This is a genomic window from Streptomyces hainanensis (assembly GCF_004348415.1).
GTDB lineage: Bacteria > Actinomycetota > Actinomycetes > Streptomycetales > Streptomycetaceae > Streptomyces > Streptomyces hainanensis.
On sequence record NZ_SMKI01000212.1, the window covers coordinates 1 to 13090 of the forward strand.

A 13090-nucleotide genomic window follows, 5' to 3' on the forward strand; every position below is an offset into this window, starting at 1 on the left:
GCCCACCCCTGCCCGGCGAGAGCGTCACCGACTTCCACGCCGACCGACCCGGGGTGTCGTCCGGAAGTGACGTCACCCTGCACTGGCGCGGCCCGAAGGACGTGGAGTACACCATCACCTACGGCTCGGGAGCGCAGCCTGCCCCGGGGCAGAAGGACAAGATCAGAGATCTCGTGTGGAAAGGCATGGTGAAACGGGACACCACCTTCGTCCTCTCCTACGTACTCAACGAGACCACCCACTATCTGACCACCACCGTCACCGTCCACAACCCGGTCCTCAAAGGGGCCGTCTTCGAGGGGTCCATCGACGCGCTGGGGGGAATCTACGCCGTCACGGAAGGAACCATGGTCCGCATCCGCGACCTACGTGGTCCCACCGGAAAGCATCTGACCATCGACAGCCCGACCGACTTCCTGGCCGGCGACGACGTCACCATCGCGGGAAAGTTGACCACGAACGGCACCCTTGAGACCAAGGGGCAGATCCAGGCGGACAGCGGTGTCACCGTCGCGGGACAGCTGACCACGAACGGCACCCTTGAGGCCAAGGGGCAGATCCAGGCGGACAGCACGGTCACCATCGCGGGACAGCTGACCACGAACGGCGCCATCGAGGCCAGGGGCGAGGTCCGGGCAACCGCACCAGGACAGTTCGTTCGCATCAGGGAGCTCCGCGGCCCGGACGGCCAGGCCCTGACCATCAACAGCGTGGGGACGAACTTCGTGTCCGGATACATGGTCAGCGTCTCCGGCGCGTTGGCGGTCGGTGGAAAATTCGTCCTGACATCGGGAGACGGGGTCCAGATCGAATGTCCGAACCGCGGCAACGCCCTGCTGAGTTGCACCTCCGACAAGGGAGACAGCAGCTGGCCCAGCCACTCCAAAGGGTGGTCCTACTGGTCCACGGACTTGTCGGGAGACAGGGACATCAATCTGAGAATCTACAAGCGCTGAAGTGAGCCCCGCGCTGAAGTGAGCCGCGCGACCCCCGCGATCACGGCGCGCTCGCTCGTGCGGGGGAAACCGTCGGGGGCGCCCTTGCGGGCGATATCGAACAACCTGTCCGCTGGTCGTGGTGGGTGCCGGTCGGCACCCATACGCCTGCGGAGAGGGAAACATCATGCGTCAGTTGAGAGGCGTGGCGGCCGGATTCATCGCCGCGGCGCTGGGGACGGCCGGCGTGCTGGCCGCCGCGCCCACCGCGTCGGCCGACACGCGGACCACGTGTTTCACCGTCCTCTACGCCGAGGACTCCGGCGGCTACCTGACGGTCGAGTGCGATCCGACCCCGAACCAGCAGCGGGTGCGGGCCCTGGCGGTGTGCGAGACCGCCGAAGGCGACAGGTACGAGGTCACCGGCCCCTGGTACCAGCTGAGCGGGTCCACCGGTGCCCGCTTCGCCGTCTCCTGCGAGCCGGACGACATCATCGGCGGCTCCGTCGAGATTCGGTGAGGGAAGGGCCATCCGCACCTGGGAACCCGGAGGTTCCCGTGGTCCTCCGGATCACTGGTCGTCGTCGGACGCCAGTCAACCGCCCTTCCGGCTACGGGTGATGACGCCGTCACGAACGGCGCTGGGCGGAGCGTTGTAGGCCTGGCGGAACGCCTTGTTGAAGCTCTGCGGATCAGCGAATCCGACAGCCGTCGCCACCGTTTTGACGGGCAGTTCACTGCGTGTCAACAAATGGTGCGCGCGGGCCAGGCGGCGGCCCCGGACATAGCCGACGACCGTACTGTCGAGCTGGGTTCGGAACAGCCGCGTCAGGTGATTGTGGGACAGGCCCACGCGGTCGGCCAGTGCCGCCACGCTGATCGGCTCCCCCAACCGGGCCTCTATCCAGCCGAGTGCGTCACGTACCGCCGGGTGCAGGCCCAGCGCGTCGTCATGCTCGGAGATCTGCCGCCCGGCGAGATGGCACAACAGGCTCCACAGTTCGGCGCGCGCGAGTTGCGGAAGGCGCGCGTGGAAGTCCAGGGCGGTTTGGAACCGGTCACGGATCCGTGCGAGATCCGCGCCGCAGTCCAGCATCGTGGGCAGCGTCACGCACTCCTCGGGAACCCCGGCCGGCAGCCGGATGTGCGCGAACAGATGCACCGCCTCACCGTGGTAGCGATAGCGGGTCGCCACGTTCGGCGGCACCAGGCTGATCCGTCCGGGGGCGATCGGAAGGACCTCGCCGGCGACCTCCAACTCCCCCGTGTATCCGTAGAGGTGCAGCGACCACAAATCAGGCAGGCACCATTCGTCCACCGCCCTCACACGCGACCCGACTCCGATATGCGCGATGTGCGGCGCCTCCTGCAACGGCACCAGCCATTGGGGGGTCGGTTGCTGATCGAGCATGGACGGCACGCTATCGGAAGGGGTCGGGGAAATCCAGAGTGAAAATGGACCAGTGATGCCCGTTCCTGACCATTGGCCGCAAGGCGATGGCCGCTTACAGTCTTTCCCCTGAGTGGAGAGACGAGAACATGGGAGTGCGCCGTGGTGTCGAGAGAAGCAAGTTCATCCGCCTCCCCTCGGGTTGTCCGTGGCCCTGTGGAGGTCGCCACCCACGAGGAGAGCGTCGCGCTCCGCTTCGCCCGGCGGCAGGAGCCGACTCCGCGGCCACCCGGCACTGCCGGCACTGCCGGCACTGCCGGCACTGCCGGCACTGCCGGCACTGCCGGCACTGCCGGCACTGCCGGCACTGTGAGAATGAACCACCCCTGCCCGATGGGGCCAATTCACTGACGAGCAACAGACGTCTCACGTCACTCGTGGGCCACCACCGCATTCATCCGATTCCTCAGGGGCGATGGAGCCATGTCTCAAGAAGAAGAACCGAATCCTTTCCTCCCCACGTTGGCGTCGCTGAGTGGATCCTCCTGTCCCGACTGGTTTCGGGACGCCAAGTTCGGCATCTGGTCTCATTGGGGGCCGCAGTCGGTTCCCCGCCAGGGTGACTGGTACGCACGCGGGATGTACATCGAGGGCTCGCCCCATCATCGCTATCACATCCGGACCTACGGTCATCCGTCGGAGTTCGGCTACAAGGACGTGACCAGGCTCTGGAAAGCGGAGAACTTCGATCCGGACGCGCTGATGGACCTCTACGTCCGGGCCGGGGCGAAGTACTTCGTGGCGCAGGCCTCGCACCACGACCACTTCCTGAACTACGCCTCCCGGCTGCACCGGTGGAACTCGGTCGAAGTCGGCCCGGGCAAGGACATCGTCGGCCTGTGGCAGGCGGCCGCACGACGGCACGGCCTGCCCTTCGGCCTCAGCGAACACCTCGCCGCCACCTTCAGCTGGTGGCCGGTCAACAAGGCCGCCGACACCACGGGCCCATGGGCCGGCGTGCCCTACGACGGCGCCGACCCCGACCACGAGGACCTCTACCTGCCCAACCGGGAACATCTCGTTCCCGGATGCCAGGACGTGCCGGTCTCCCCGTGGTACACGACCAACCCCTGGTGGCACCGGCGTTGGCTGGACCTGGTCACCGAGATGATCGACCTGTACCAGCCCGACCTCCTCTACACCGACGGCCCGCCGCCGTTCTTCCCGCACGGCATGCAGCCCGCCCTGACCGCGACCGCCCACCTGTACAACACCAGCGCGGCCGCGCACGACGGGCGCAACCAGGCGGTCTTCGCCCACAAGGAACGTCACGAGCGGCTACGGGGATTCGGCGTCCTCGACGTCGAACGCTCCCAGGAGCCGCGCGTCTCGCCGGTACCGTGGCAGACCGACACCTGTCTGGGCTCCTGGTTCTACGACGTCAATGCCGTCTACAAGACGCCCGCCCACGTGATCGAACTGCTTGTCGACATCGTGGCCAAGAACGGCAATCTGCTGCTGAACGTGCCACAACTGCCGGACGGCACCATAGACCGGGAATGCCGCCACCTCTTGTCCGAACTGGCCGACTGGATGGCCTTCCACGGCGAAGGCATCCACGGGACCCGCCCGTTCCGGGAAGGGGTCGAAGGACCCAGCGGCGTGACCATCGACGGCTTCCGCGAAGACCGAGTGCCCTGGACCGGCGCCGACTACCGGTTCACCCACCGCGGAAACACCGTCTACGCCTTCCAGATGGCCTGGCCCACCGACGGCCGCGCCGTCATCCACAGCGTCAACACCGGCGACAAGGTCACCCGGGTGCGCCTCCTGGGCACCGGTGCGGACTCGCTGCCCTTCACGCGGGTCGACCCCACCGGCGGGCTCGTCGTCAGCCTTCCTGAACGCGCCCCCGCCCCGTATCCGACCTGCCTCGCCATCGAGCTGGAATAACGGCGGCAATCCGCCGGCCACCGCCTCCACCGGCAATGACGTGGCCACAGGAGCCACATGCCGCATCCAGGGCCGAAGCCGTCTGGACCGCCGTCCGCGATGCGCCGAACGCAATGCTCGACCTGCCGCCACGACTCCCACCCCGCATGCGGAGAGCTCGCTCGCCGACCGACTCCGCGCCATGGACGTTGGCTTCGAGAGCTGTCCCGACCGTAGCGACGAACCGGCTCGGGAGAACCACGAACTGCGGCTGTCATGGGATATTGGCTGGTGAAGCCGTCGTTAGGTTGGCAGGCTCTGGCCATGAATGCCCAGCTCCATGACCCGCCGAGCCATCTCTGGCTCGGCGCCCCGATCGACGCCCGCCCTCTGTTCGCCCCGGAGCATGCCGCGCTGATGGGCACTCTGCGCGGCCTGGCTCCCACCGACTGGGCCAAGGAGGCACTGCCGGGTTGGACCGTGCGCGATGTCGCCGCCCACGTCCTGGGTGACTTCTACGGGCGCCTCGCCCGGGATCGCGACGCCCACCACGAAGGCCCCACCTTCGCGCCGGGCGAGACTCTGGAGTCGTTCATCCACCGCATCAACAAGGATTGGGTCGACGCCCACCGCCGGGTGAGCCCGGCCGCGCTCGCCGACACCCTCGACCTGATCGGTGGGCAGATCGCCCAGTTCTTCGAGGCCACCGACCCCGACGTCCCGTCCCTGGGAGTGTCCTGGGCCGGTGTCGACCCGGCGCCGATGTGGCTGGACAGCGCCCGCGACTTCACCGAATTCTGGACCCACCGCCAGCAGATCCGTCATGCCGTCGGCCAGGACACCGATCCCGATCCGCGTCTGCTGTCCGTGGTCCTGGACACCTTCATGCGAGCCCTCCCCCACACCCTGCGCAAGGTCGCCGCACCGGTCGGCACTCAGGTCCAGGTACGGATCGACGGCCCAGCCGGTGGCACATGGACGGCGACAGCCACCGAGGACGTCTGGTCACTCACCGAGCCGGCCGCCGAACGTCCCGCCACGCTCATCTACCTGGACGCGGAAACCGCCTGGCGTCTGTGCACCCGCGGTATTCAGCCGGACACCGCCCTGGCCCGCGCCCGTATCGACGGCAACCGGGACCTGGCTGTGGCAGCCTGCCGGATCGTGTCCATCGTCTACTGAGCCAACCAGCCTGACGGCAGTCACACGTAGTGATATCGGCGGCCGGTTGCCTCCCCGACAACTGACCGCCAGTGGGGCATGTGAAACGAACAGTCTCCGACTCAGGCCACTGGGATTCCACGGCTCCGGTCACCATGCATGGGCGGCGGGCTCCTCGGGTGCGCGGTGCCCCCAGACCTGATTGAGGCGGGCGAGCCGGTCCGTGGCGGCGATGCCGTGCAGGGACGCGATCCTGCCGTCGCTGAGGTCGAACGCCACGGCGCCCACGACCCGGTCGTCGATCACGGCGACGACGGCCGGCGAGCCGTTGACCGGCGCGATATGGAAAGCGGGGGAGCCGCCGGCCAGCCGCCGCTTCGCCGGAGTGGGCTTGAAGCCGGCCCGCACGAAGGAGGCGACGCGCTCGGCCGTCTCGTACCGCAGCGGCCGGCTGGCCAGTCCGGCGCCGTCCGAGATCGCGGTCGCGTCGGCGGTGAGCAGCGCCACCAGCCGCTCGGTGCGCCCCGACGCGGCGGCGGCGAGGAACTCCTCGACGATCCGGCGCGCCGACGCGGGGTCCACCTCGCCACCGCGGCGTTCGGCGGCGACGCGGCGTCGGGCCCGGTGGACGTGCTGCTGGCTCGCGGTCTCGGTGATGCCGAGGATGCCGGCGATCTCGACGTGGGGGTACGAGAATGCCTCGCGCAGCACGTAGGCGGCCCGTTCGACGGGCGAGAGGCGTTCCATGAGGATCAGTACGGCCAGGGACACCGATTCGCGCTGTTCGAAGGTGTCGGCGGGGCCGAGCATCGGGTCGCCCTCCAGGAGCGGCTCGGGCAGCCACTCTCCGACCGCGCGCTCGTGGCGCGCCCGCGCCGAGCGGAGTCGGTCGAGGCAGAGGTTGGTGACGACCCTGGTCAGCCACGCCTCCGGCACCTCGATGCGTTCGCGGTCCGCGGCCTGCCAGTGCGGGAACGCGTCCTGCACGGCGTCCTCGGCGTCGGCGGCGGAGCCGAGCAGACGGTACGCGAGCGAGGCCAGCCGGCCCCGGCTGGCCTCGAACCGGTCGATGGCCGCACTGTCCATGCGACGAGCCTAGGCGGCGGCCCTCACCGCGGCCCGGTCGGGCGCGGTGGCCAGGCGGCGCCTGCGCTTCGGCATGCCGAAGGTCGGGTGGGCGATGCTCCACCCGGCCCCGGTGAGCACGCCCGACTTGAGGCGCGCGGCGGTCCGGCCGCCCAGGTACCAGGACTTGGACCGGACGTCCCCGTCCACCATCTGGAAGATCGCGTCCCGCCGCCCGAGGCTGATGTGGTTGCCGAGGTACTTCAGCGCGGTGGTCGGGACCTCACGGCCCGTCAGGCGGGCGATGATCGCGGCGGTCGCCTGCATGTTGGTGTGGCCGGCCGAGGCGCAGGACATCGGCAGCGGCCGGCCGTTCTCGCCGATCGCGTAGGCGGAGTCACCGGCGGCGTAGACGTCGGGGTGCGAGACGGAGCGCATGGTGCGGTCGACGACGATCTGGCCGGTCTCGGCGACCGCCAGGCCGCTGGCGGCCGCGATGGGGTGCACGACGAACCCGGCCGACCAGACGGTCACGTCGGCCGGGATGGACGTACCGTCCGCGGCGACCGCCCGGGTCGGCTCGACGGCTTCGATGGCGGTGTGCTCGTGCACGGCGATGCCGAACCGGTCGAAGGCCCGGTGCACGTGCCGGCGGGCCTTGGGAGAGAGCCAGGCGCCCAGCTCGCCGCGGGCGGCGAGCGCGACCGAGAGGTCGGGCCGGGACTCGGCGAACTCGGTGGCGGCCTCGATGCCGGTCAGCCCCTCGCCGACGACCAGGACGGTGCCGCCCTCCCCCAGACCGGCCAGGCGCTCGCGCAGTCGCAACGCCGAGGAGAGGCCGGCCACGTCGAAGGCGTGCTCGGCCACGCCGGGTACGCCGTGGTGGGCCACGGAGCTGCCGAGCGCGTAGAGAAGCGTGTCGTACCCGAGTTCGCCTTCACCGTCCTCGCCGGTCAGGGCGACGGTCCGGCGCTCGGGGTCGACGCCGGTGACGCGCGCCAGGCGCAGCCGTATCCCGGTGCCCGCGAACACGTCGGCGAGCCTGCGGGACGCGAGGTCCTGGCCGATCGCGAGCTGGTGGAGCCGCATCCGCTCGACGAAGTCGGGCACGGCGTTGACGACGGTGATCTCGGTGTCGGTGGGGGAAAGCCGGCGAGCCAGGTTGCCGGCGGCGAAGGCCCCGGCGTATCCAGCGCCGAGGACCACGATGCGGTGCTTCATGACGTCGCTCCTCTCTCGTTGGCGTGCACCTTGAACGAGATGGCGCCCCGATTGCTGACAGGAGCCGGATGTGACGTGGGTCACCGAACCAGGGCGAGCGTCTGAGCCTCCGAGAGGTGCTTGAGCCTGCCCGCGACAGTCGAGACGGGACGGTGGGCAACTGCGGTTCGAGATGATCGGCCGCCTTCCCCTATCGCCGTCCCGGGCTCGGTGCGTTCCGGTGCCGGCTCGGCGGCTGGGGGCGCTGCGGCTTGAACGGATGGTGTCTCCGCCGTCAGCCGGACGGCCTGGATCTGCCAGCGGCCGGATTGGCGGGCTTGGGCGTAGGGCGGCGCGAGCCTCGTCGAACCAGGCGGAGGTGAACGGGCTGTGGCGTGGTCGCCAGCGTGGTCCTGAGGTCTGGCCGGCCTGACCGGACAGACGGGAGCGCAGGCCGACACCTGCGGGAGGCCGATGGTGCGGGTGGCGGGAGCGTCGGCGAGGAAGTGACCGCACAGGGCGCAGGAGATACGTTCGCGTTGGAAGACGGTCAGGGCGTCGAGGTGGAGGTCGGGAGCGGGCGTCATCGCGCGCCGGGCCTCCGGATACCGGCGCGCGCCGGCGTGGCGCGGGTGAGTGCCGCCTCGTAGCCGTCGAGCATCGCGTCCTGGGAGAGCCGGCCGGCGGTCACGCGGCCGCCGATCGCGAGCCGGGTGTGGAGCTCGCGGTCCGTCAGCGCCGTCTCGATGGCTTCGGCGAGCGCCGGCGGCCGGCCTGGCGGGACGAGGAGACCGTTTCGGCCGTGGTCGATGATCTCCCGCGCCGCGCCCGCCGCCGTGGTGACGACGGGCGCGCCGGCGAGCATGGCCTCGATCAGGCTGTACCCCAGCGGCCCCGGCACCCGGGGCGGACGGACGACCAGGTCGCAGCCCCCGTAACAGGCGGCGATCTCCGATCGGTTGAGCGGGCCGAGCAGGTGCACGCGGTCCCGCAGCCCGGCCTCCCGGATGAGCCTGGCGAGATGGTCCTGATAGCCGGGCCACCGGGCGTCGACCAGGCCGGACCCGGTGATGGCGACGCACGAGTTGCGCAGTCGGCCGCGGCGAGCCAGCACGTCGGCCGCCCAGATCACGTCTTCGTGTCCCCTGCCCGGTACGCGTCTGCCCGGCACCAGAACCATGCTCTGCCCGAGGGCGATCCCATTGCGTTCACGGACCCGCCGGAACAGCCCGGCCGCCCCGGCACGTGCCACAAGCGACCGGAACCTGCCCGCGTCCATCCCGTTGATCACCATGCTGATGGCGCTTTCCGGGACACCGGAGGCCATGAGCGCTCGTCCGATCGACTCGGAACCCACGACGAGCCGAACGTCCACCCTGCCGGCGACCATCCGGCGAGCGAGGAAACCGGCGCGTATCTCCAGCCGGCGGCGGTCCGGACGCACGGCATCACCGTCGTGCCCTTGGTGATTGGGTTAAGCCCGGCGACCACCGCTTCGGTGTTGGCTGCGCGCAGGGCCGACACCTCGTCGGTGAGTCGTTTCCGGATCCCCCGCAAGGCTGCTTTGCTCGGCTTGGTCAGCAACTTGCCGTGATAGCGCCTGATATTGAACCCAAGGAAGTCGCAGCCCTCATCAAGGTGAACAACACGCGTCCTGTCGTCGTTGAAAGGACAGGCCCAGGGTTCCAGCAATACCACGTAGCCTAAGTCAATTAATCTTTTTGTTGGGGTGGGTTCACGCTGTCCGCCCGTTGTGCTGGCTACTGTGCCGAGCATGGATCAGGATGCTTTACGGGAACGGAAGTTGCGGGATCTGGTTTCCGTCGGGGTTCTGGCCGCCGATATCCCGCGCGACGTGATCGGCGAGGTGGTGGCCGAGCACGGCAGACAGGCCCGCTGCGGCGGCGGGCACCCCGCGCCCACCGCCAGCGCGATTACCCAGGCCCGCAAGCGGCTGGGCCCGCAGGTGCTGCGCGAGGTCTTCCACCGCACCGCGGTGCCGGTCGCCGACCTGCTGACCGTCGGCGCCCACCTCGGCAGCCTGCGGCTGGTCTCCTTCGACGGCACCACCCTCGACATGCCCGACACCCCCTCCCCGCGGGCTCCTACGGCCACCCCGGATCGGCCGGCGAACGCGCCGCCTTCCCCCAGTAGCGTCTGCTCACCCTGATCGAGGCCGGACCCCGCGCCCCGCTGGCCGCCGCGATCGCCCCGTGCCGCGGCAAGGGCAGCGGCGAGCGCACCCTGCTCGCGGGTGGCAGGTCGCGGACATTCTGGGAGCCGAATTAGCGCTCGATGCTTTGGGAATGGCGATCTGTTCGCACGGTGAGAGTTTGGGTGGCGGGCTTTTCACCATTCGGATCGGGGTGTTCAGTACACGGCGATCCGGTACGGCGAGCGCCTCGACCAGATCGGTGCCGCGCGCCCTGTAGGCGGCAATGGGGATTCGCACGACAATGCTCCACCGCGGAATGGGCAGCGTTGTTACAACACGGAACTAATACATTCTTTCTGCGGGAACATTCCGCCGCAGAAATTCGAGGAAACATCCCGCCGGGGTCGTGCCGACGAGTCCGCGCCGACCACGCACCACGCACCGCGCACGTCAGCCTCCAAGTTCACCGGGGCGGTCGAAGCTGCGAAGAAGGAGAGGGATCCAGGTTATGCCCCGCCCACCGGACTGGAGTGCGATCAACCTGGGTGAGGACCCGACGCCGGGTGATCCGGACGAACTTCAGTCGCTGATTGACTCGCAGGCCGATCTCCTGGATATCGCTGATGAGGTCGACAGCAGTCTGACCAGCTTGATGAGTGAACACAGCACGTCGTTCAAGGGGGAGACGGCTGACGCGCTGCGTGATCTGATGGACAACCGGCTGCGGAAGTACATCGAGGGTTATCGCGATGCTCAGCAGGCTGTCCAGGACGCGTTGGTCACCTACCGCGGTGTCATGGTGGAGCAGCAGGGGATCGCGGATGCGGCGTTGACCGCTGGGCAGGGTCTTGATGAGGATGATGAGGAGGGTCGGGAGAGTCAGAAGGGTAAGGCGGAGGAGGCTCGGGAGGCGCTGGAGAGCGCTGCTCAGACGGCTGGTGAGGCGTTGAATGCCGCTGCTTATGACATTCCGTCGCCTGTGGATGAGTGTGCTGAGTTCTGGAAGTTTCTGACGTTTTTCGCGCTTGCTCTGATTTTGCCGGCTATTATTCTGGGTGGCCCGGTCGCGTTGGCCGCGTTGGCTATTAATGCGGCGTTGCTGGTCAAGACCGCGATTGATTTCGCCAATGGCAATGCCAGTATTACGGAGTTGGTGTTGTCGATCATTGGTGTGTTGGTGCCCACGACGCGGGGTATCAACATCACCAAGATCGGTTCCGCGTTCAAGAATTGGGGGAAGATGACCTTCGCCCCGATGAAGAACATGAATGCCTTGGGGAAGTTCATCTTCCTGACGGACTTGGTGGGTCGGGGGATGCTCTGGATGCCGATGGCGTTCGGTCGTGGCCTCGCCTGGTTGTTTGTCGGGGGCATGAACATGGGTGGCGCCATCGGGCACTTCTCCGGGTTCGCCTTGGATGTGTTGCGGGCTGGCTGGGTGACGGGTGGCTTGGGTGGTCTGGGTAGGGCGTCGATCAATCTGACGCGTTGGACCGGTAGTACCGCGCTCTTCCGGCTCAACAACGCCACGGGGTTCGGTGGTTATGTCGTCTCCCATTTCAAGGGTTTCGGGCCGTTGGCGATCATCGCTCCGGTCAACGCCGCCGAGCTGGGCCGTACCTTCTCTTTCGCTGGTCTCGCCAACGCGTTCAAGATCTCGTTGGTCAACCGTGGTCTGGGTAACCAGTTCAGGACTGGCGCGTTCGTGCAGGGCGGTAACGTCATCGATATCCGTGCGATCAGGGGCTTCGGTTCCGATGGCCTGCCGATCATCGATGCCAGCAAGATGGTCAAGTACCAGCCGGGTGGGTTCGCCGGTTCCCAGGGGTTTTCCGGTATCGCGCATGTGATCAACCTGGCCGACAGTGGCAGGATCGGTCAGGGCGTCGTCGGTGGCGGCAACTTCTCGATGCCCGATCTGCCGCCCGTGCAGCCCATCTCGCTGCATTTCGCCGGCCGCGGCCTGGATGTCGGGATCTCGGGGATGAGCGGCCCGGGGCTGGGGGCGAACGTCTTCGACATGCCGGCGATCAACATCGGCGGTCTGGCCGGGGCGCCGCCGCCCACCGTCGTGGTCCACGTGCCGGGCTCCGGCGGGCAGACGGTGGCCGTCGCGGTCCCGCTGCCGGACGGCTTCGGCAGTGTGACCAGGTCGGGTGACCTGACGCTGACCATCAACATGGACGCGTTCACCCCGATCAAGGTGACCTACGGCCAAAACGGTGTGACCATCACGCCGGCCACCGCCGATGGTCGGATGCCGGCCATCTCCATCGCCAACATGCCGCAGCTCGGCGACATGAGCGTGGTCGGGCCCAACGGCATCACCATCCCGACAGCCAACCTCAACCCGGCCGGGATCGCCGACGCGGGTGTTGGTGGTCAGGGCCTGGGCAACCTGCCGACGACGGCGCCCCGGCTCGACGGCGACGGGCTCGCGCTCGACCTCAACCTGCCCTCCATGCCCTCGCTCCGGCTGAACTTCGCCGACCAGGGCATGTCGCTGAGCATGCCGGACGTCTCCCTGGGCGGCGCCAGGGGCCCGATGATGGACCTGGGCTCCGTCGAGATGCCCTCGCTCCAGGGGCTGAACACCTCGATGCCGGCGCTGGCCGACAACCTCAACATCGCCCCGCCGACCGCCGCGCAGCTGGACAACGTCGGCCTCAACGCCGGCGCGATGCCCGACGGCGTCTCGATCGCCGCGCCCAACCCGAGCCAGCTGGATGTCAACCTCGGCAACACCAACTCCTTCTCGATCAACCTCGGCGAGGGGCTGCAACACTCGCTCAACGACGCGCCGACGGTGGCGCCCGGCGCCCAGGTGCCGCACCTGGACGTGACGGTGGCGCCCCCCGCGCACGCCGTCACCCCACCGCCGGTGACCGCCACCCCACCCACCGTCCGAGCGACCGGCGCCGAGACGGCCTCGCTGGGGGACATCACGCTGAACATGAACGGCGTCGCCCCGATCAAGATCAGCTCCATCGAAGCCCGCCCCGTCAACCTCTCGGCCACCAACGACCTGGCCACCCCCAACACCATCAGGACCAGCGACCTCAACACGCCAGGCGGCATCAAAGCCGCCGACATCCCCACCCCGGCCGAGACCAGACTCGGCGGGCTCGCGCCGGCCAACGGCGCCGACGACGCGCTCGGCAACGCCGGGGTCACCCGCTTCACCGAAGCGACCGACGGCCCCCGCCCCACCGGCACCCAGTACACACCCTGTCTTTTATAAACATTTCTAGT

Annotated in this window: 11 protein-coding genes; 6 read left to right on the plus strand and 5 right to left on the minus strand. The window is 68.5% G+C overall.

Going from position 1 to position 13090, the window contains the following annotated elements:
* Positions 1-956, plus strand: a 956-nt coding sequence (locus tag E1283_RS19840) for a bactofilin family protein (RefSeq protein ID WP_207930462.1), incomplete at its 5' end; no start/stop codon positions are given.
* Positions 957-1122: 166 nt separating this feature from the next.
* The gene (locus E1283_RS19845) at positions 1123-1455 is read left to right on the plus strand and encodes a hypothetical protein (protein ID WP_132819443.1); all 333 of its coding nucleotides are present in this window, start codon (positions 1123-1125) and stop codon (positions 1453-1455) included.
* Positions 1456-1530: 75 nt separating this feature from the next.
* On the opposite strand, the gene E1283_RS19850 is transcribed toward E1283_RS19845, so the two are convergent.
* A complete protein-coding gene (locus E1283_RS19850) occupies positions 1531-2346 on the minus strand; it encodes a helix-turn-helix domain-containing protein (RefSeq protein WP_132819444.1) in 816 nt (271 codons plus the stop codon).
* 462 nt (positions 2347-2808) lie between these two features.
* Here E1283_RS19850 and E1283_RS19860 point away from each other — a divergent pair, with 462 nt between their 5' ends.
* Positions 2809-4278, plus strand: coding sequence for an alpha-L-fucosidase (locus E1283_RS19860; RefSeq protein ID WP_132819446.1), 1470 nt, complete (start codon positions 2809-2811; stop codon positions 4276-4278).
* 303 nt (positions 4279-4581) lie between these two features.
* Positions 4582-5439: a maleylpyruvate isomerase family mycothiol-dependent enzyme gene (locus tag E1283_RS19865; protein ID WP_132819452.1), complete on the plus strand. Its 858-nt coding sequence runs from the start codon at positions 4582-4584 to the stop codon at positions 5437-5439.
* 129 nt (positions 5440-5568) lie between these two features.
* On the opposite strand, the gene E1283_RS19870 is transcribed toward E1283_RS19865, so the two are convergent.
* From E1283_RS19870 to E1283_RS38180, 4 genes are all read right to left on the minus strand, one after another.
* The gene (locus E1283_RS19870; protein ID WP_132819447.1) at positions 5569-6504 is read right to left on the minus strand and encodes a sigma-70 family RNA polymerase sigma factor; all 936 of its coding nucleotides are present in this window, start codon (positions 6502-6504) and stop codon (positions 5569-5571) included.
* 9 nt (positions 6505-6513) lie between these two features.
* Positions 6514-7704: an NAD(P)/FAD-dependent oxidoreductase gene (locus tag E1283_RS19875; protein ID WP_132819448.1), complete on the minus strand. Its 1191-nt coding sequence runs from the start codon at positions 7702-7704 to the stop codon at positions 6514-6516.
* Between the two features lie 562 nt (positions 7705-8266).
* Complete coding sequence (locus E1283_RS19880) at positions 8267-9073, minus strand: glycosyltransferase family 4 protein (RefSeq protein ID WP_132819449.1); 807 nt, start codon at positions 9071-9073, stop codon at positions 8267-8269.
* The gene (locus E1283_RS38180; protein ID WP_207930464.1) at positions 8971-9459 is read right to left on the minus strand and encodes a hypothetical protein; all 489 of its coding nucleotides are present in this window, start codon (positions 9457-9459) and stop codon (positions 8971-8973) included. Before E1283_RS38180 ends, E1283_RS19880 begins: the two co-directional genes overlap by 103 nt.
* Between E1283_RS38180 and E1283_RS19890 the strand changes: the two genes are divergently transcribed.
* Together E1283_RS19890 and E1283_RS19895 are read left to right on the plus strand one after the other, a co-directional pair.
* Positions 9458-9853, plus strand: a complete 396-nt coding sequence (locus tag E1283_RS19890; RefSeq protein ID WP_132819450.1) for a transposase domain-containing protein — start codon at positions 9458-9460, stop codon at positions 9851-9853. The two genes, E1283_RS38180 and E1283_RS19890, sit on opposite strands and share 2 nt — an antisense overlap.
* 493 nt (positions 9854-10346) lie before the next feature.
* Positions 10347-13079, plus strand: a complete 2733-nt coding sequence (locus tag E1283_RS19895) for a hypothetical protein (RefSeq protein ID WP_132819451.1) — start codon at positions 10347-10349, stop codon at positions 13077-13079.
* Positions 13080-13090: the final 11 nt, after the last annotated feature.

What these genes read in the sequence shown, in the direction of transcription:
- E1283_RS19870 (WP_132819447.1), bottom strand. Translation starts at nt 6,504, where the DNA reads ATGGACAGTGCGGCCATCGACCGGTTCGAGGCCAGCCGGGGCCGGCTG.
- E1283_RS38180 (WP_207930464.1), bottom strand. Translation starts at nt 9,459, where the DNA reads ATGCTCGGCACAGTAGCCAGCACAACGGGCGGACAGCGTGAACCCACC.
- E1283_RS19880 (WP_132819449.1), bottom strand. Translation starts at nt 9,073, where the DNA reads ATGGTCGCCGGCAGGGTGGACGTTCGGCTCGTCGTGGGTTCCGAGTCG.
- E1283_RS19850 (WP_132819444.1), bottom strand. Translation starts at nt 2,346, where the DNA reads ATGCTCGATCAGCAACCGACCCCCCAATGGCTGGTGCCGTTGCAGGAG.
- E1283_RS19895 (WP_132819451.1), top strand. Translation starts at nt 10,347, where the DNA reads ATGCCCCGCCCACCGGACTGGAGTGCGATCAACCTGGGTGAGGACCCG.
- E1283_RS19890 (WP_132819450.1), top strand. Translation starts at nt 9,458, where the DNA reads ATGGATCAGGATGCTTTACGGGAACGGAAGTTGCGGGATCTGGTTTCC.
- E1283_RS19875 (WP_132819448.1), bottom strand. Translation starts at nt 7,704, where the DNA reads ATGAAGCACCGCATCGTGGTCCTCGGCGCTGGATACGCCGGGGCCTTC.
- E1283_RS19865 (WP_132819452.1), top strand. Translation starts at nt 4,582, where the DNA reads ATGAATGCCCAGCTCCATGACCCGCCGAGCCATCTCTGGCTCGGCGCC.
- E1283_RS19860 (WP_132819446.1), top strand. Translation starts at nt 2,809, where the DNA reads ATGTCTCAAGAAGAAGAACCGAATCCTTTCCTCCCCACGTTGGCGTCG.
- E1283_RS19845 (WP_132819443.1), top strand. Translation starts at nt 1,123, where the DNA reads ATGCGTCAGTTGAGAGGCGTGGCGGCCGGATTCATCGCCGCGGCGCTG.